The sequence below is a fragment of the Flavobacterium odoriferum genome (assembly GCF_025499515.1).
Taxonomy (GTDB): Bacteria; Bacteroidota; Bacteroidia; order Flavobacteriales; family Flavobacteriaceae; genus Flavobacterium; species Flavobacterium odoriferum.
Genome location: NZ_JAMKFA010000001.1, coordinates 1 through 17,567 on the forward strand (window position 1 = coordinate 1; position 17,567 = coordinate 17,567).

At 30.6% G+C, this 17,567-nt stretch carries 19 protein-coding genes; 4 read left to right on the forward strand and 15 right to left on the reverse strand.

What is annotated here, in order from left to right:
• A partial coding sequence (locus M9Q43_RS00005; RefSeq protein ID WP_262316944.1) for a choice-of-anchor L domain-containing protein occupies positions 1-1,664 on the reverse strand: 1,664 nt, incomplete at its 3' end.
• A gap of 108 nt (positions 1,665-1,772) precedes the next feature.
• Between M9Q43_RS00005 and M9Q43_RS00010 the strand changes: the two genes are divergently transcribed.
• Positions 1,773-2,672, forward strand: a complete 900-nt coding sequence (locus M9Q43_RS00010) for a NifU family protein (RefSeq protein WP_262316945.1) — start codon at positions 1,773-1,775, stop codon at positions 2,670-2,672.
• 45 nt (positions 2,673-2,717) lie between these two features.
• Here M9Q43_RS00010 and M9Q43_RS00015 read toward each other — a convergent pair whose 3' ends face one another.
• Positions 2,718-4,970 (reverse strand): inorganic phosphate transporter, encoded by a 2,253-nt coding sequence (locus M9Q43_RS00015; protein WP_262316946.1) that lies wholly within the window; start codon positions 4,968-4,970, stop codon positions 2,718-2,720.
• Between the two features lie 135 nt (positions 4,971-5,105).
• On the opposite strand from M9Q43_RS00015, the gene M9Q43_RS00020 reads away from it, so the two are divergent.
• Both M9Q43_RS00020 and M9Q43_RS00025 read left to right on the forward strand, forming a co-directional pair.
• The gene (locus M9Q43_RS00020) at positions 5,106-5,306 is read left to right on the forward strand and encodes a dodecin family protein (RefSeq protein ID WP_262316947.1); all 201 of its coding nucleotides are present in this window, start codon (positions 5,106-5,108) and stop codon (positions 5,304-5,306) included.
• Positions 5,307-5,417: 111 nt separating this feature from the next.
• Complete coding sequence (locus M9Q43_RS00025; RefSeq protein ID WP_262316948.1) at positions 5,418-6,188, forward strand: mechanosensitive ion channel family protein; 771 nt, start codon at positions 5,418-5,420, stop codon at positions 6,186-6,188.
• On the opposite strand, the gene tsaB is transcribed toward M9Q43_RS00025, so the two are convergent.
• The 3 genes from tsaB to M9Q43_RS00040 form a co-directional block, all read right to left on the reverse strand.
• Positions 6,189-6,848, reverse strand: coding sequence for a tRNA (adenosine(37)-N6)-threonylcarbamoyltransferase complex dimerization subunit type 1 TsaB (gene tsaB / locus M9Q43_RS00030; protein WP_262316949.1), 660 nt, complete (start codon positions 6,846-6,848; stop codon positions 6,189-6,191).
• 100 nt (positions 6,849-6,948) lie between these two features.
• The gene (locus M9Q43_RS00035) at positions 6,949-8,262 is read right to left on the reverse strand and encodes an efflux RND transporter periplasmic adaptor subunit (RefSeq protein WP_262316950.1); all 1,314 of its coding nucleotides are present in this window, start codon (positions 8,260-8,262) and stop codon (positions 6,949-6,951) included.
• Positions 8,263-8,282: 20 nt separating this feature from the next.
• The gene (locus M9Q43_RS00040) at positions 8,283-9,716 is read right to left on the reverse strand and encodes a TolC family protein (RefSeq protein ID WP_262316951.1); all 1,434 of its coding nucleotides are present in this window, start codon (positions 9,714-9,716) and stop codon (positions 8,283-8,285) included.
• Between the two features lie 115 nt (positions 9,717-9,831).
• Here M9Q43_RS00040 and M9Q43_RS00045 point away from each other — a divergent pair, with 115 nt between their 5' ends.
• Positions 9,832-11,223 carry a DUF4403 family protein gene (locus tag M9Q43_RS00045; protein WP_262316952.1) on the forward strand — a complete coding sequence of 464 codons (1,392 nt, stop codon included), beginning with the start codon at positions 9,832-9,834 and terminating at the stop codon, positions 11,221-11,223.
• Positions 11,224-11,256: 33 nt separating this feature from the next.
• Here M9Q43_RS00045 and M9Q43_RS14175 read toward each other — a convergent pair whose 3' ends face one another.
• From M9Q43_RS14175 to M9Q43_RS00095, 10 genes are all read right to left on the reverse strand, one after another.
• Complete coding sequence (locus M9Q43_RS14175) at positions 11,257-11,412, reverse strand: hypothetical protein (protein ID WP_316044618.1); 156 nt, start codon at positions 11,410-11,412, stop codon at positions 11,257-11,259.
• 106 nt (positions 11,413-11,518) lie between these two features.
• Complete coding sequence (locus tag M9Q43_RS00055) at positions 11,519-12,058, reverse strand: DUF420 domain-containing protein (protein WP_262316954.1); 540 nt, start codon at positions 12,056-12,058, stop codon at positions 11,519-11,521.
• 1 nt (position 12,059) lies between these two features.
• A complete protein-coding gene (locus tag M9Q43_RS00060; RefSeq protein WP_262316955.1) occupies positions 12,060-12,686 on the reverse strand; it encodes an SCO family protein in 627 nt (208 codons plus the stop codon).
• Positions 12,676-13,395, reverse strand: coding sequence for a hypothetical protein (locus M9Q43_RS00065; protein ID WP_262316956.1), 720 nt, complete (start codon positions 13,393-13,395; stop codon positions 12,676-12,678). Before M9Q43_RS00065 ends, M9Q43_RS00060 begins: the two co-directional genes overlap by 11 nt.
• 77 nt (positions 13,396-13,472) lie before the next feature.
• Positions 13,473-13,823, reverse strand: coding sequence for a cytochrome C oxidase subunit IV family protein (locus M9Q43_RS00070; protein WP_262316957.1), 351 nt, complete (start codon positions 13,821-13,823; stop codon positions 13,473-13,475).
• A gap of 20 nt (positions 13,824-13,843) precedes the next feature.
• Positions 13,844-14,827, reverse strand: a complete 984-nt coding sequence (locus M9Q43_RS00075) for a cytochrome c oxidase subunit 3 (RefSeq protein WP_262316958.1) — start codon at positions 14,825-14,827, stop codon at positions 13,844-13,846.
• A 45-nt stretch (positions 14,828-14,872) separates the two neighbouring features.
• Positions 14,873-15,460 carry a cytochrome c oxidase subunit 3 gene (locus M9Q43_RS00080; protein ID WP_262316959.1) on the reverse strand — a complete coding sequence of 196 codons (588 nt, stop codon included), beginning with the start codon at positions 15,458-15,460 and terminating at the stop codon, positions 14,873-14,875.
• Between the two features lie 2 nt (positions 15,461-15,462).
• Entirely contained in the window at positions 15,463-16,365 is a 903-nt protein-coding gene (gene cyoE, locus M9Q43_RS00085) for a heme o synthase (RefSeq protein WP_262316960.1), read from the reverse strand.
• Between the two features lie 138 nt (positions 16,366-16,503).
• On the reverse strand, positions 16,504-16,926 hold the full coding sequence (locus M9Q43_RS00090) for a hypothetical protein (protein ID WP_262316961.1): 423 nt from the start codon (positions 16,924-16,926) through the stop codon (positions 16,504-16,506).
• Between the two features lie 21 nt (positions 16,927-16,947).
• Positions 16,948-17,538, reverse strand: a complete 591-nt coding sequence (locus M9Q43_RS00095) for a hypothetical protein (protein ID WP_262316962.1) — start codon at positions 17,536-17,538, stop codon at positions 16,948-16,950.
• Between the last annotated feature and the right edge of the window lie 29 nt (positions 17,539-17,567).

The following is a 17,567-nucleotide window of genomic DNA, read 5'->3' on the forward strand; positions in this document are numbered from 1 at the left end:
GTTTGTCCTGAACAAATTGTATTGGCTGAAATGGTTGACGTTGGATCGTTTGTTACTGTAACAACTGCACTTCCTGTTAAACTTGCAGTACAAGAACCATCAAAAACACTAAGTATATTATAGGTTGTTGTAACAGTTAAAGCAGGTGTTGTCAAAGTTGCAATTCCTGAAGCATTTAATACAATTGTTTGGTTAGGACCTCCATTTATATTGTAAGTTACTGTAGCATTAGGGGTTCCAGTAAAAGTTATTACTGCTGTTGATCCAGCGGGGATTGTAGTTGTTCCAGATATTGAGGCTGTTGGTAAAACTGTATTTACAATTGCATCAAACTGCGTAAAGGCTGGACATGGAGTAGTGAAGTTTTCTACCCTAACATAAATTGGAGTCACTATATTTGTAGCTACAAAAGCCGTAGGAGCAGGAGACGGAAGCTGTGGAGTACCTGCCTCTGCATCTGCTTGAGTAGCATAAAATGAAACATCATAATCTGAAGGAGATAATGCTCCTAATATTGAAGATATATTATCGTTTAGATTAAAAACATAATCACAACTATACAAATCATTAGGATTTGGATTTAAAGTTATTCCAGGTAAATACTCAACAATTATACAATCTGTCTGAGTACACGATGGACCAGAAATATTACTTGCTTGAACACAGTAGGTACCTGGCTGATCTACAACTAATGTTGCTCCAGTTTCACCAACTAAAACACCTGTATTTAAAGTCCATACAAAATTATAATCTGCAGGATCTAATCCAGAATCGATCACTTTGGTTTCACCCGGACAAAGTGCAAAACCATTAACTTCTGTCATATCATCAGTTACAATTCCAACACCATAAGGATATTCAATTTGGGCTAAACCGACATTAAAACTCCCAGCTTCAATAAAAACAGCAGAATCATATTGTGTATCTTGATAGTCACCAATTACTAATTTAATTCTATAATTTCTGTTTGGAATTACATCAGCGAAAGCAGTCAAAGGCACAGTGTAACCACGCATATTCATAACAGCAGCAGGATTTCCAACATTATATGTGTCAAATAAACTTGGATTAGAGGATGCACACAAACTATTATAATCATCTTCTCTAATTGTTGTTACCGAAACAGGCGTTGTTGTTGTTGGAACAACAGCTAAATTCGTACTAATTCCGGTAGTTAAATCCGTTAGAATAAACGCAAATACGTCAGAGAAATTACACTGAAAAGTACCATATTCATTAGATGCAAAAACATAATTAAAGCTAAATCTATCTGTTAACGGTGTGAAATCAAATTGAATAAAGCTAACATCGTTGATTGACTGTGTACCACCGTTAGCATCCGAGATAGCTTGAAGTTGAGCATCACCAGTTAATGAACAAGTTGAGGTCAAATTAGTATCTGTGTAATTTCCTGCAGAATTAGCAACGTTTCCATTTCTTAAAATTACTCCAGAAGAAAAATCAAAATTTGAACCTGTATATTGAAAATATCCAATTCCACAAGTTGGAGATGAAGAAAAGTTAGACACCAAGGCACAAGGAGAATCAATTAAAACATCTTGTACCAACTGAGGTACAGTATAAGTTGTAGTATTCACCGAAATAGTTTGGGAAAACCCCAAAAAAGTCGATATGAAAAGTAAATAAAAGTAAATTTTTTTCATGGTTGTTGTAGTTTGTTGTTTCTTAACCTAAAGTTAAATTTAGATTAAAAACACAAATATAAACATTTGAAAATATTTTGTTCTTATCTTTGCGAAAACTAAGATAAAATGCGAGTAATTTCGATAAAAATAACAAATAACCCTTCAATTGTTAAATTTGAACTTGACGAGTTCATTGTTAAAACAGAAAATTTTGAGTTTAAAAACATTGACGAAACCAAACAATCTCCTTTAGCAAAACAATTATTTTTTCTCCCTTTTGTAAAAACAGTTTACATTTCAGGAAATTTCATTGCTATTGAAAAATTTTCGATTGTAGAATGGGAAGATGTACAGGAAGATGTAGCTAATCAAATCAATGAATTTATTGCAAATGGTGGTGAAATTCTTCTAATTGATGAAACTCAACACAAGAAACAACCTGTAACTGTTTATGCAGAAACTACTCCTAACCCATCGGTTTTGAAATTTGTTTGCAATAAACTTTTAACAAAAACGGCTTTAGAATGTAAAAACATTGATGAAACAAGTGCTTCACCTTTAGCGAAAGAATTATTTAAGTTCCCTTTTGTGAAAGAAATTTTTATTGACGAAAATTATATTTCGGTTACCAAATTTGCCATTACAGAATGGGATGAAATCACTTTAGAATTAAGAACTTTTATTAAAGAATACATTGAAAACGGAAATATTGTAATTGACGAAACTGCCATCGTTAAAACAGAAAACCACCAAAAACAACAAGAAGCTTATTTTGATACGCTTGACGTAACTTCACAACAAATCATCAACATTATTGAAGAATATGTAAAGCCAGCTGTTCAAAGCGATGGCGGAAACATTATGTTTGAATCTTTTGACCCAATAGAAAAAAGAGTTAAGGTAGTTTTACAAGGTGCTTGTAGCGGATGTCCATCGTCTACTTTTACTTTGAAAAACGGAATTGAAAATATGTTGAAAGACATGTTAAAAGATGAAGCTATTAAAGTAGAAGCTATTAACGGATAATTTCTAAAGTATATTAAACAAAAAAGAGCCTTTTGGCTCTTTTTTTTATTTCTTATTGTTTTGCAGATTAAATTCTTTAAACAATTCTAATAAACTCATAATCGATTTTATCAAATCATTTGTTTCTAAAAGTAATGCAAAATATAATTTGCTGTTTTTAGGACTTGTTTCTGTAGTTCTAATTCTAACAATTTGTTTTGTAATTAAATTTTCGATTGTATCTAAAAACGTATTTTTTTCTTTTAAAATTTCATCCAATTTAGTAAAATCTTCTGTTTTGAAACTTTCTTCTAACTTACTTAAAAGCGTTTGCAATTGCGCATCGATTGTCTTTAAGTCGCGTATTTGATTAAATTTTAATTTCTTATGATTGTTATTTACATGCGAATGACTACTATTTGTAATAAAATCAATAGACTGAACCATATCTTGTAAATAGCCTAAAATTAAAATATAAAATCTACTTGCTTCAACCGAAGTTTCATCTAAATTTTTAATAAAATAGAAAACATTACTTTTTAATTCATCAATTTCTTTTTCTAATTTTTTATGTGATTTTTTGTTTTCTTTTAATTTGGCTAAATCTTGTAAACCTAAATTATCAATCACATTTGTATATAAAGTACTTGTTTTGTGTAATACCTTTGAAATTTGTGAAGAACTCTCGGTAATCATTTCTTTGATTGTAAGAATATCTTCTTTTCTTAAACTTTTAATTTCTTCTTGTTCTTTTACTTTCTTTTTATGTAATTGATTACTTCTGTAAAAGAAAATAGCTACCACAATCATAAATGCAAAGAAAGCAAATACTTCTCCTATAAATAAAGTATAGGCTATAATAGCAGATGACAAGAATGCTGCTAAAGCAGTTACAAACCAACCTCCAATTACATTAAAAACACCTGCAACTCTATATACAGCACTTTCTCTATCCCAAGCTCTATCAGCAAAAGACGAACCCATTGCCACCATAAAAGTTACATATGTTGTTGACAAAGGTAATTTCATTGAAGTTCCTACAGATATCAAGATTGAAGCCACAATTAAGTTAACTGAAGCTCTAACCATATCAAACATTGGTTGTTCATCTCTTTTTCCAGTATATTCTGGCTGAACAAACTGTGCATCTAATTTTCTTTGCAAGGATTTTGGTAAAATAAAACTGATGATATTACCTAGATACATCATTGCTCTAACTAAATTTCTTGAAAGTGTATTGGCGTTATATTTCTCATTTCCTTCACCTTGTCTTGATAAATTTTGCTCTGTTTCAATTACAGATTTAGCTTTTTTAGATGTCCATAATGTATAAACCATTACTAATCCAGCTAATGCTAAAAAGATGAAAGGCGCTGGTAAATTTTCCTTTTCTAAACCAGACATCATAAATTCAGTTGCTCCAACGGTTTGTCCAGGCGCAGCCCAAATTTCAAAAGCTTGATAAGCCGCAATTGGCACACCAATAAAATTCACTAAATCATTTCCAGCAAAAGCAAGTGCTAATCCAAAAGTACCAACTATAATAATAAATTTGAAAACACTATATTTAAAAACACTTATCAATAATTGACAAACAATTGTCCATAAAATTAATGAATAAGCAATAATCGTAAGTGGACTTTCTTTAATGAAATCTTTTACTTCTGACGGCACAAATGTTATAGATTTTAATCCTTTTACCAAAATGAAAAAAGTAATAGCTGTCATGGCAACTCCACCAAAAAGTGCCGCAACATATTTATATCTTTTTTCGATATGGAACGTAAAAATTAGCCTTGACACATATTGCACTAACGAACCTAAAGCAAAAGATAATGCCACAGAAAGTAAAATACTATAAACAATTTCTGAAGCTTTCTCAGTGTTTATATAATTCCCTAATGTACTAAAACTATCACCACTTACATAAACTTTATAAACAGCTAATGCAACAGAAGCTCCTAATAAAGAGAAAATTACTGAAACTGTTGTTGATGTTGGCAATCCTAAAGTATTAAAGACATCAAGTAACAACACATCGGTAATCATTACCGCTAAAAAGATGATAATAACATCGTTGAAACTAAACATACTTGGCGTGAAAATACCGTTTCTGGCAATTTCCATCATCCCGTTTGAATATAAAGCTCCAACTGCAACACCTAAACTCGCAACAATCATAATTGTCTTAAACGAAACCGCTTTTGAACCAATTGCAGAGTTTAAAAAATTAACTGCATCATTACTAACTCCCACCATTAAATCAGTGATAGCAAGTATAGCTAAGGCAATTAACATTATAATATAAATCTGTTCCATTCTATATGAATTAATTTTATGCAAAAGTCTTTCAAGAAATCTATTTTTATGTTAACTTAATGTTATCAATTTTAAGAAAAAAGATATTTTTAGAATAAAAAAGATTAACTTTAATTTAAAATTAAATCTATTCTTATGGCAGTATTAAAAGTAATTGAAGTTTTGTCGAGCTCAACTGTAAGTTGGGAAGACGCGACAAGAAAAGCAGTAGCTCAAGCAGCAAAATCATTAAAGAACATTCGTTCTGTTTATGTACAAGATCAAAGTGCTTCGGTAAAAGACAATGAAGTAACCGAATTTAGAGTAAATCTAAAACTAACTTTTGAAATAGAATAATTCAAAAAAACAGGTAATTTTATTAAAAGCGTTCTTTAAAAGAGCGCTTTTTTTATGTTTTTTTTATAACTCAAACTGAATTCTCTGAATATCTTTGCAAAAAAATTAAGCATGACAGCAATAGAAATTCAAAATTATTTTGAAACCATAAAAAAATTGGTCTTAGAATATTCTCCAAAATTTGTAGTAGCAATCATTATTCTAATTGTTGGATTATGGGCAACCAGTTTTATCACTAAAACAGCCAAAAAAGTAATGATAAAACGTAATGTTGAATTAACACTTTCTAATTTTATTGGAAATTTGATTTTTTGGACATTACGTGTTTTGCTTTTTGTAACCGTAATTTCAAAATTAGGAATTGAAACATCAGCATTTGTTACCATTTTAGGCGCTGCAGGTTTAGCTATTGGTTTATCGTTACAAGGTTCGCTTTCTAATTTTGCTGGTGGAATTTTAATTATTTTATTCAAACCTTTTAGATTAGGAGACACTATTGAAGCACTCGGAGAAACGGGAAAAGTAGATGAAATTTTGATTTTTTCTACAAGATTAATTACCGCAACGAATCAAGTAATTTATATTCCAAACGGAATTTTATCGAACGGAAAAATCAAAAACTATTCGCAATTAGGAATTAGAAGAGCGGATTTGGTTTTAAAAACAAACTATGATTCTAATTTTTCTCAAATTAAAACTAGTATTTTAAATTTTGCTTCTTCTCACGACTTAGTTTTACAAGATCCAAAAGCAGAAATTTTAGTTACTGATTTATCTGAAACCACAATTATTTTCACAGTAAAAGTTTGGACAAACAATAACGATTATACAAAAGTAACTTCTGATATTTTAGAATTTAGTAAAAGTGAAATATCGCTTTAACTATTTAGATAAAATAAAATCTTTCAAATAATAAGGTTCAAAATAAGCGACATCTACAAAGTCGCTTATTTTATATTTTTCAAACGACAACTGACTCATTTCATTGGCTGATGGAAAAACTACATTAGAATGAAATATAAATTTATCGTCAGTTAATGTGTTTATGAATTTTTCTGTTCCATCTCCAATCAAATGAATTTTCTCCGTAATTTCTTTATATGAAGTTTCATCAATAATTTCGGCTTGAGTTGCTCTGATTTGGTTGTGATTTTTATCGTAAAAAGCTGAAAAAACTTCCATTCTGCGGGCATCAATCATAGGAATGATGATACCATCTTCAATTTGAATCTGTTTTGCTAAAAGTTGCAATGTATCAATAGCAATCATCGGAATATTTAATGCATAACAGAATCCTTTTGCCGAAGAAACACCAATTCGCAATCCTGTATAAGAACCTGGACCTTGACTTACGGCAATCGCATTTAAATCTGAAAATTGAATATTGTTTTCACATAAAATTTCTTCTATAAAAACATGTAACTTTTCGGCATGCGAAAAATTTTGTGCTGCTATTTCTTTGCAAGTAATGGTTTTTCCATCTTTAGCTAAAGCTACTGAACAATTTTTTGTGGCGGTTTCTAAATTTAAAATAAACGACATGATTAATTTTTGAATCGCAAAGTTACTACGGAATCTTTTCTAAAAAAAATAAGACGTTATTTCTAACGTCTTATTTTACCCAAATTAACTAATAAGAAATCTATTTCTTACTTTCCTTTTTATCTTTTTCAGACTCTACTTTTATCTTATCATTGGAAACTAAATCTTTAGAAACCGTGGTGTATGGACCAATGATAATTTCCTCTCCTGGTTTTAGTCCAGAAATAATTTCAATATTTGAATCGTCTTGAATACCTGTTTTTACTACACGAAGTTTCGCTTTATCGCCAACCTTAACAAAAACACATTCGTATTTTTTATCACTTTTTGGAGCAGTTCCTTTTTTCTCTTGCTCTTCTTTTTCTAATTCTGCAACAATATCTTTTTTCACAGAAGTAGTATCGTCTTTAATTACAACAGCACTAATTGGCACTGCAATAATTTTTTCTTTTCTTTCAGTAATAATATCAACCGTAGCGGTCATTCCTGGTCTAAATGGCGAATAGTTTTCTGGTTTTCCTTCTAATAAATCTTGGTACGATTCTTTTAAAATTCTAACTTTTACTTTAAAATTCGTTACCTGATCAGCTGTTAAAGCTGTACTTGCCGAATTAGAAATACTGGTAACAATTCCTTTGAATTCTCTTTTTAAATACGCATCTACTTCAATATTTGCGGAATCGCCAATGTTTATTTTCACAATATCATTTTCGTTGACATCTACTTCAACTTCCATGTTGTTTAAGTTTGCAATTCTAAGAATTTCAGTTCCTGTCATTTGTTGCGTTCCTAAAACACGTTCACCTAATTCGATATTTAATAACGATATAGTTCCATCTGCTGGAGCATAAATTGTAGTTCTACCTAAGTTGTCTTTTGCTTCTGTAACGGTTGCCGAAGCACTTTGCACTTGATAATAAGCCGATTGTTTATTAGCAACTGCAACTTCATAAGCAGAAACCGCTTTGTCCCATTCTGCTCTTGAAATAATACCTTTTTCGAATAATTTTTTACTTCTATCGTAACTTGCTTTTGCTTCTTTTACTTGTGCATCGGCTTGAGTTAAACCAGCTTTAGTAGTTGACATAGAAGCGACTGAACGATTTACTCCTGACTCGTATAAATCTGGATTAATTCGCACTAATAAATCGCCTTTTTTTACTTGTTGTCCTTCTTTTACAGGCAATGCAATAACTTCTCCCGAAACTTCAGATGAAATTTTAACTTCAATTTCTGGTTGAATTTTTCCGGTTGCAGAAACGGTTTCAATAATTGTTGTTTGTGCAACTTTTGACAATTCAACAATCTTTGAATCATCATTATTTCCGATAACGCCACCTTTTTTTAGTCCAACTAATAATAAGATTAATCCGATTGCACTTCCTAATAAAATGAATATGGTTTTCTTTGACATGACTAGGTATTTATGTTTTATTATTGTTTTTTGATTAATGGAATTCCGAAATAGAATTCTAATATTTTGGTTCTGAAAATATAATCGTATTTGGTTCTTAAAACTTCTGATTGTGCGTTTACATACAATGTTTGAGCCTGATTAAAATCAAAAACATTGATTAATCCAACTTCGTATCTTGCTTTTGCATATTCAAACGATAATTTTCGTGCTTCTAAAGTTGTTTCTGCTGCTTCATAACTTTCTTTAGCTGAATTTGCATCTGTATAAGCAGTAAAAACAGTTCGTTCAATATCTAATTCTTGCTGTCCAAAATTTAATTTAGCTCTTTCTAATGCTACTTTACTTCTTTGAACATTGTTTCTTGTTGCAAATCCATTAAAAATAGGAATCGATATTTGCAAACCAAAATTTTGCCCTTTATTATTACTAAACTGATCAAAAACTGGTTCTGGTTTTCCTAAAATTGGCGAAAAATTTGGTTGAAGTACAGACTGTCCCGTTCCATCAACATAACCAATAACAGATGTTGGATTATCAGCATCTGGTTGAATTCCTACAACTCTATCACTATAAGCTGCTCTGGTACTAAAACTATAAAAACCTGAAATTGTTGGTTGATAAGCTCCTCTTGCAATTGCAACATCTTTTTCTGCTAACTCTACATTTGATTGTGCTATTTTCAACTCAGTTCTTGTTTCTTTTGCTTTTTGCATAATATCTTGAGACGATTGCAATAAGATTTCCGAATTTAAAGCTGGAATCTGATTTTCATCAATATCAAAATTTTCGAAATCTTCTAATCGTAGCAATTGTGCTAAACTTAATTTAGAAATTAATAAAGCATTTTGAGCGGCAATTACTCTTTGTGTATCCGATGCAACCGTTGCTTTAATATCTAATAAATCTCCGTTTGGAACAACTCCTGCTTCAACTAACTCTTTGGTTCTTTCCAACTGTTGTAAATTGTATTGTTTCTGTTGTAATTGAACTTTTAAATTTTCCTTGTTAAACAAAATTTGCAAATAAGCATTCGCTACATTCAAAGCAATATCTTCTTGCATTTTTGTTAGTTGATATTGAGAAGCAATAATTTGTAAGTTTGATTTTCGAAGTTGTAATTGATTTCTTAAACCATTATAGATGTCAACACCAACATTTAATCCCGCAGAAGTAAACTGAGTGGTTTGATTTTCTAATAAACCCGTAGTTATATTTTGATTCAAACCAATATTCCATGAGTGGGAAGCATTACCATTGATGTTTGGCAAAAATGCACCAACAGCATCTTTTTTATTAATACTTGCGTTTTTTAAATCTAACTCTGACTGCTGAACAGAAATATTATTTTTAATAGCATAATCTACGCACTCTTCTAAAGTCCATTTCTTATCCTGTGCCGATAGTTGAAAACCAATCAACAATAGAAAAAGAACTATTTTTTTTGTTATCATTTTATGTGCTTTAATTCTCATTTCCTATAAGACCTCTTTTTCATTATTTTGTTACAGCATATCGATTAAAATTTTACTTTTACATCGAAAAAAATCGAACTTATATTTTGTTATAATGAAAACAATTATTGCTTTTACTCTTGTTTTTTGCTTGTTTTTTGCAGTGATTTCTTGCGGAACCACTAGCAAAATAGAAGCGCTAAAACCTGCACCGTCAAACAATGCTCCTGTAGTTTATAAAAACAAAACTTCGTTTGTGGCTATGCCTGTTGAAGTTACATTAAAAGAAATTGAAAGCCAGTTGAACAAAAATTTAACTGGACTAATTTATAACGATTCGATTCTGAGCGACGATAAAACCGAAATGAAAATTTGGAAAACAGCTCCTATCAAATTAACTGAAAAAGACGGAAATATTGTTTCGGTTATTCCAATGAAAATTTGGGCAAAATTCAAATACGGAACCGATTTTATGGGTTTGAATGATACTAGAGAGGTGAATTTAAACGGAACCATCACGTTAAATAGCAAAACGCATTTAACCAATTGGAAACTTACTACAGTTTCTAAATTAGAAGATTTTGAATGGAGCGAAAGTCCAAGTATTTTAGTTGCAGGAAAAAATGTTCCTATTACTTACATTATCAATCCAACACTAAGTATTTTTAAATCGAAAATTGCAAAAAAAATTGATAAAGCCATTGACGAAACTTGCGATTTTAAACCTCAAGTATTATCGGTTTTAGAAAAGTTAAGCACTCCTTTTTTAACCAGCGAGCAATATGAAACGTGGTTTAAAATGGTTCCGATGGAATTGTATGTAACCGAAGCCAAACTATCAAAATCAAAAATCACTTTGAACATGGGTTTAAAATGTAACATGCAAACTATGGTGGGACAAGAGCCTAAAAATAGTTTTGATGCTACCAAAATTGTATTAAAACCTGTAGCTTCAATTCCGGAAAACACGACGGCTTCTGTGGTGGCAGTTTCTACCTATGAAAGTGCAAGTAAAATTGTAACTAAAAATTTCCAAGGTCAAGAATTTGCATCAGGAAGTAGAAAAATCACGGTACAAAAGGTTGATTTATGGCAAAAAGACGGCAAAATGATTATTGCTTTAGATATTTTAGGAAGTATTAACGGCACCATTTATTTGTCGGGAATTCCGAATTATAATCCTATTTCTAAAGAAATTTACTTTGACCAAATGGATTATGTGTTAAACACAAAAGGGATTTTAACAAAATCGGCAAATTGGCTTTTACAAGGAACTATTTTAAGAAAAATTCAAGAAAACTGTCGCTACTCGATAAAAGGAAATTTAGAAGAAGGTAAGAAAAGCATGAATCCGTATTTATCAAATTATTCACCTATGAAAGGTGTTTTTGTAAATGGAACTTTAAACGATTTCGAATTTGAAAAAGTAGAATTAACGGATAAGGCAATAATTGCATTCATAACCACTTCTGGAAAAATGAGTATAAGTATTGATGGAATGGAATAAAAAAAGGCGTTTCAATTGAAACGCCTTTTTTATTTAAAGTTCTTTCTTCTTTCCGTACTTCAATCGGTAAATGGCGTAACCTAAGACACCAACTAATATATATGGAATTGCCATTAAATACACAATTCCGTCGTTAACGGCTTCTGCTTTTACTCCTCCTTCTTCGCTTTCCAGAGCAGCTCGACACATGGCGCACTGAGCTTTTGAGGCAATAGGTAATAGGCAATAGGCAATAGTAAAAACAACTATTTGTAAGCTTTTTCCCTTTTTGCTTTTCCCTTTTCCCTTTTTATCTTTAGTGCACATAATACGGAGAAATCATTAAATAAACAACAACGCCAGTAACCGCAACATATAACCAAATTGGGAACGTGATTTTTGCAATACGTTTATGCTTATCAAATTGTTCTGACAAAGCTTTTACATAGGTAGTTAGCACTAATGGAATAATGATAACTGATAATACAATGTGCGTAATCAAAATGAAATAATAAAAATATTTCACAATACCTTCTCCTCCAAATTTTGTTGAATCAGATGTCATATGATAGGCAACATACATTCCTAAAAAAGCAACCGAACAAGCTATTGCTGTTTTCATTAAGTTTTCGTGTAATTTTCTATTTCCGTTTTTAATTGCAACCACAGCACCAATTAAAACAAAAGCTGTTATACCATTAATTGTTGCATAAATTGGCGGTAAAAACGACAATGGTTGTACATCAAAACCCATTTTTCTTAGATTCACCCCAAAAAGTAGTGCTACAACAGCTGGAATAGCAATTGATAATACCACAATTAGTTTGTTGTATTTTGTTTCTTTATTCGTTTCCATATTATTCTTCTAATAATTTTTTAATATCTTCTTTGATGGCTTGCACTCCTTCTGCTTCTAATCCATCATAATATAAAATTGGATTACCTTGTACGTCTTTTCTACATCTAATTTTACCTTCTTTATCTACTAAAGCAAATAATCCAGAATGTTCAAATCCGCCAGCTGCTTTATAATTTTCTCCTGCAAATAAATTAAATCCTTTATTAGCTAAATCATAAATATATTTTTTATCGCCGGTTAAAAAATGCCAATTATAATGTTTTACACCTAATAAATCGGCATGTTCTTTTAAAACTTTAGTTGTATCATGTTCTGGATCGATTGTGATAGATGCCAAACCAAAACTTGGATTTCCATAGAATTCATCTTGTAATTGCAACATGCTTTGATTCATTTTTGGACAAATTGTTGGGCAAGTTGAAAAAAAGAATTCCACCACATATACTTTTCCTAAATAATCTTTGTCTGAAATTTTCTTATTGTTTTGATCCGTCAATTCGAATGTTGGAACAGGTCCAATTTCTACTAAATCAGATTTTTGAAACTTAGCTATTATCTTTGGGATTGCCCAAATTCCGAAAATCAGAATAATGAATGAAATTCCGATGTATGATTTATTTTTCATTACTATTTTTATTTGCTTTTGAAACGTTTTCTTCGATTTTATCCCTAAAAGCGTCTTTACGTTTGTTTTTATTCTTTTTTAAAGCTAAACGATATTCGCGAAGTATAATTTTAATATCATCGGTCATTTCGTTGTGTAAATCTGCTGCCGAAATGGTATTGTAGCTTTCCTTATATTCATCCACACCTTTTTTATTTTTACCTTTTCTACCTCTATGGTTTAACTCCTTATCAACAATAATTACAGCTGGAGTTCCTAAATTTTCATCTAATTTTCCTGTTAATTTGTAACTATCATAAAACGATTGAATTTCATTTGGTGAGGCAAAAACGAATTTCCATCCAGTCATTTCACCTGTAATTGGTGCCAACTCATCAATAATTTGTTTGGCTTTAGCTTCGTTTCCTTTTGGGGTAACCATTACCATTTGAAAATCGGTAAAACCTTTGTATTTGTTGTAAATTTTTTGATTCAGGTTGAAAAAATTTCCTCTGTTCTCAATTACATTATTCCCGACAAAACCTAAAACCGTGATTTTCCCTTTTAATGCAATTTTAGAAGTATCTAAACTAGTCCAATTTTGAGGAATTTCGGAGTTGTTTTTAGAAAGCGTTGGTAAAAAAAGTGAATTATGAGAAGCGGTCGAAAATATAAGGTAAATCACAATTGGCAAAGCAAATAGTGAAATGAGGACAATTTTATTTTTCATTTGTTAACCATATTTAGTTCATACAAAAGTAAAAAAAATCCCGATGTAAATCGGGATTTAGATATAGAAAACAAATGTTAAAAATTCCATTTAATAAAACCTGTTTTATAAACATCGAATACATAACCTCCTTCGATTAGAATTATAAAGCAAAGGTATAAGATTAAGAAAACTACTGTCCAAACAATAGATCTTCTGAACCATTTTTTCTCACCTTCCATGTGCATGAATGCCCAAGTAATGTAGTATGCTTTAACAACAGTTAAGATAATGAATAACCAGTTAAGTAGATTCATACTTAAGAAATTATTAAAGTATAAAGATTTAGGTTTATAAATACCAAATAATACTTCAACGATAGTAATTACAGAAAGTATTCCAAACACTATCCATATTCTTTTTGTATTTGATTCGTGTGCGTGTGCCATGATATATTTTTATTAAAATATTATACTAAGTAGAAGAAAGTAAATACAAACACCCATACTAAATCGACAAAGTGCCAGTATAATCCAACTTTTTCAACCATTTCGTAACTTTTTCTTTTCTCGTATGTACCTAATAACACATTAAAGAAAATGATGATATTAATTAATACCCCTGTAAATACGTGGAAACCGTGGAAACCAGTAATAAAGAAGAAAAAGTTTGCGAATAATTTACTACCATATTCATTTCTAACCAAGTTAGCACCTTCTACTACATATTTAGTATCTGCTAATCTTTTGATAGATTCTTCTCTTGATAAAACAACTTTCTTTTTAGTAGTTGGGTCAATTGTTTCAACTCTAACTAAAATATTTTCATGTGCTTTAAAACCTTGAATAATTTCATTAGCAGAATGACTTGGAATTGTAGCTTCATCCATAAACCAAACTCCATTATTTCTTGAGTGTTGTGTTCTATCCTCAGGTAAAACAGCGGCAAAATCGGCTAATTTAACTCTTTCATAGTTTCCATCTTCACCTTTTTTAACAAATTGTAAGATTGAACCTCCTGAAGTTTCTACTGCACCAAACTCACCTTTGATGAAGTTTTTCCATTCCCAAGCTTGCGAACCTAAGAAGATAAAACCTCCCACAATAGTAAGTGCCATGTAAACAGCAACTTTATTTTTTTTCATGTGGTGACCTGCATCTACAGCTAATACCATAGTTACAGATGAGAAGATTAAGATAAAAGTCATTAAAGCCACATAATACATTGGTGCATCTACACCATGTGCAAAAGGAAAGTGGTTAAAAACTTCGTCTGCAATAGGCCAAGTTTCGATGAATTTGAATCTTGAAAAACCGTACGCAGCTAAGAATCCTGAAAAGGTTAATGCATCTGATAAGATGAAAAACCACATCATCATTTTACCATAGGTTGCTCCTAATGGTCCTGGACCTCCGTCTAAAGCGTGTTCGTTTGAAATAACTGTCGCTCCCATAAATTTTTTAATTGTTAAAAAGTTCCCAAATTTATTATTTTTTTTCTATTTGAAAAAATAGAAAAACAAAAACAAATAAACCCAAATAAAATCCATAAAGTGCCAATACATCGCACTTAGCTCTATACCAAGGGTTTGAGCCGAATTGTATTTTTGTTTATAATGATTATAAATTACTACTAAAAGCGAAATAATACCTCCTAAAAGGTGTGCAATGTGAACTAAAACCGCAATATACAAGAATGAAGTTGTTACATTACTTTCGCTTCCTGTAAAGAAATAGCCGTTTTCGATTACTTGTCCAAATCCTTTAAATTGTAATACTATAAACGCAATTCCAAGCGCTAAAGTAAGCAATAAAAAGGTTGTAGCCATACTTCTGTTATCTTTTTTTGTAGCTTGTAATGCTAAATAAAAAGTAAAACTACTTACTAACATAGCTACCGTACTGATTACAAAAGCAGAAGGTAATACAAAATCTTTTAACCAATCAGGTCTTGACTTACTTACTACGTAAGCACTTGTTAATCCAGCGAAAATCATACAAATGCTAATCATTCCAAACCACAACAATAATTTGTAGGTTTTACCTTTGCGAGCTTGTTCTTCTTCAAAAGTCATTCTATTTTCCATAACTATCGTAAAAATTTATCTATAACATATATTATTTGCAACAAAGAAATATAAGACACACTCACAATCATAAGTTTTCTTGCTGCTTTTGCATCCATTTGTTTGTGTAATTGTACTGCGTAAAACAACATCCATAATCCTAACAAAAACACAATTACCGCTGCAGTTTTTGATAAAATCAAGTTTCCGGTGAATCCGAAAGCTGGAATTATCGAAGCTAAAATCATCCAAATGGTATATAATATGGTTTGTAAAGCTGTTTTTTTATCTTTTTTACCTGTTGGCAACATAAAGAAACCTGCTTTTTTGTAATCGTCGTATAAAAACCAACCGATTGCCCAAAAGTGTGGAAATTGCCAAAAGAATTGAATGATAAACAACGTTCCTGCTTCAATTCCGAAATGGCCTGTTGCTGCTACCCAACCCAACATAAACGGAATGGCTCCAGGGAACGCACCTACAAAAACCGACAAAGGTGTAACTGTTTTTAAAGGTGTGTATAAACTAACATACATAAAAATCGAAATCGCACCAAACATGGCCGTTTTTGGATTTACGTTGTACAATATAATTAATCCTAAAATGGTAAGAATAGTTCCTAAAATGAACGCAAATTGCTTAGACATACTACCTGATGGTAACGGACGGTTTTTAGTTCGGTCCATTAAAGTATCTAAATCTTTTTCAATAATTTGATTGAAAACATTAGAAGCACCCACCATGCAATAACCACCAACTACTAACAATAGTAAAACAGACCATTGAAATGGTTGTTCGTCATTGAATCCTAATAAATAACCTGCAAGCGTTGAGACCACAACACTAATTGACAATCGTGCCTTAGTAATCGCCACAAAGTCTTTGTAAAGTGATTTTTTGTTTTGGGGTTGCGTAATGGTTTCCAATGCTTTTTATTTTGCGCTAAATTGCGTGCAAAGATACGATATGAAATTTAGAATTTGGAATTTAGAATTTAGAAAATTCGTTAAAAATTGGGAATTATTGAGTTTATAATAATAGAAAAGGATAATTACCACAAAAAATCATTCAAAATCTTTATTATTAATTCCTTTTTTATATCTTTTTATTATCTCGTTAGCAAGAGAATCATTTTTAAATTCTCCATTGTAATTTTTGAATATATAAACATTATCTTTTTTAATGATAATACTTGTATGAAGTGATGGGATTATTTTATTTTCTCCATTTTTCGTTTTTACATAAAAGTAAATATCTAAAGCTCCTTCAAAAGGCTTAAAATATACATCACTTCCATTTTTAAGATTACTTACTTGGCTTACATAATAATCAACTTCCTCTTTGTTTTTAATGGAGACTTCATGAACTGAATCCGAATAAAAATCACTTGAAAATACAATCTTCTCGATAGAATACTCTTTAAAATTTGCTTCTCTACATGCAAAAAGGAAAATAGAAAAAATTGTTATGAAGGCTATTTTTTTCAAACTAAAACTCAACATTGATGATTAATTTTCTACTCGAGGAAAATGAGGCAACAACTGCTTATTCATTTTTTGATTATAAATATTAAAGATATCGATTTTATTGTATTTAAAATATTCTTTTTTTATTAAAACTGTTTCCTTCGTACAAACTTCTTCTAAATCATCAAACTTTAAATCCTGAATGTTTATTTTTTTTCTTTCCTTTTGAGCAAATGAATTAATTTGAAAATAATTTTCAAAAAATAAAATTTCATAATAAGCTAAGTTTATGTCGCCATCTTCCTCCGTATCAAAAAAATAATATTTAGGATTTAATTTGTTATCTAAAAGCATTATTGGAGGATAAATTTCAAAATATAAGTCATATTCAATTCCTTCTTTAGAATATTTTGAACTTCCAGAAGCTAAACATTTAATGTAATAAAACTCATCTGCTTTTTTATTATAAATCAATAAATCTGAAGGAGCGATTGAACCATAGTAACCATTAGGGTTTTGGGAGATGTTTTTAAAATTTTCATCAATGTAATAATTTCCAACAGGTAAAAAAGCAATAAAATTAGAGTCTTCTTTGAGGCTAAACAAATAAGTAGAATCCTTTTCTTTTTTCAATAATAATAATTTTTACATTCTAATTTTGA

What these genes read in the sequence shown, in the direction of transcription:
- M9Q43_RS00010 (WP_262316945.1), top strand. Translation starts at nt 1,773, where the DNA reads ATGCGAGTAATTTCGATAAAAATAACAAATAACCCTTCAATTGTTAAA.
- M9Q43_RS00015 (WP_262316946.1), bottom strand. Translation starts at nt 4,970, where the DNA reads ATGGAACAGATTTATATTATAATGTTAATTGCCTTAGCTATACTTGCT.
- M9Q43_RS00020 (WP_262316947.1), top strand. Translation starts at nt 5,106, where the DNA reads ATGGCAGTATTAAAAGTAATTGAAGTTTTGTCGAGCTCAACTGTAAGT.
- M9Q43_RS00025 (WP_262316948.1), top strand. Translation starts at nt 5,418, where the DNA reads ATGACAGCAATAGAAATTCAAAATTATTTTGAAACCATAAAAAAATTG.
- tsaB (WP_262316949.1), bottom strand. Translation starts at nt 6,848, where the DNA reads ATGTCGTTTATTTTAAATTTAGAAACCGCCACAAAAAATTGTTCAGTA.
- M9Q43_RS00035 (WP_262316950.1), bottom strand. Translation starts at nt 8,262, where the DNA reads ATGTCAAAGAAAACCATATTCATTTTATTAGGAAGTGCAATCGGATTA.
- M9Q43_RS00040 (WP_262316951.1), bottom strand. Translation starts at nt 9,716, where the DNA reads ATGATAACAAAAAAAATAGTTCTTTTTCTATTGTTGATTGGTTTTCAA.
- M9Q43_RS00045 (WP_262316952.1), top strand. Translation starts at nt 9,832, where the DNA reads ATGAAAACAATTATTGCTTTTACTCTTGTTTTTTGCTTGTTTTTTGCA.
- M9Q43_RS14175 (WP_316044618.1), bottom strand. Translation starts at nt 11,412, where the DNA reads ATGTGTCGAGCTGCTCTGGAAAGCGAAGAAGGAGGAGTAAAAGCAGAA.
- M9Q43_RS00055 (WP_262316954.1), bottom strand. Translation starts at nt 12,058, where the DNA reads ATGGAAACGAATAAAGAAACAAAATACAACAAACTAATTGTGGTATTA.
- M9Q43_RS00060 (WP_262316955.1), bottom strand. Translation starts at nt 12,686, where the DNA reads ATGAAAAATAAATCATACATCGGAATTTCATTCATTATTCTGATTTTC.
- M9Q43_RS00065 (WP_262316956.1), bottom strand. Translation starts at nt 13,395, where the DNA reads ATGAAAAATAAAATTGTCCTCATTTCACTATTTGCTTTGCCAATTGTG.
- M9Q43_RS00070 (WP_262316957.1), bottom strand. Translation starts at nt 13,823, where the DNA reads ATGGCACACGCACACGAATCAAATACAAAAAGAATATGGATAGTGTTT.
- M9Q43_RS00075 (WP_262316958.1), bottom strand. Translation starts at nt 14,827, where the DNA reads ATGGGAGCGACAGTTATTTCAAACGAACACGCTTTAGACGGAGGTCCA.
- M9Q43_RS00080 (WP_262316959.1), bottom strand. Translation starts at nt 15,460, where the DNA reads ATGGAAAATAGAATGACTTTTGAAGAAGAACAAGCTCGCAAAGGTAAA.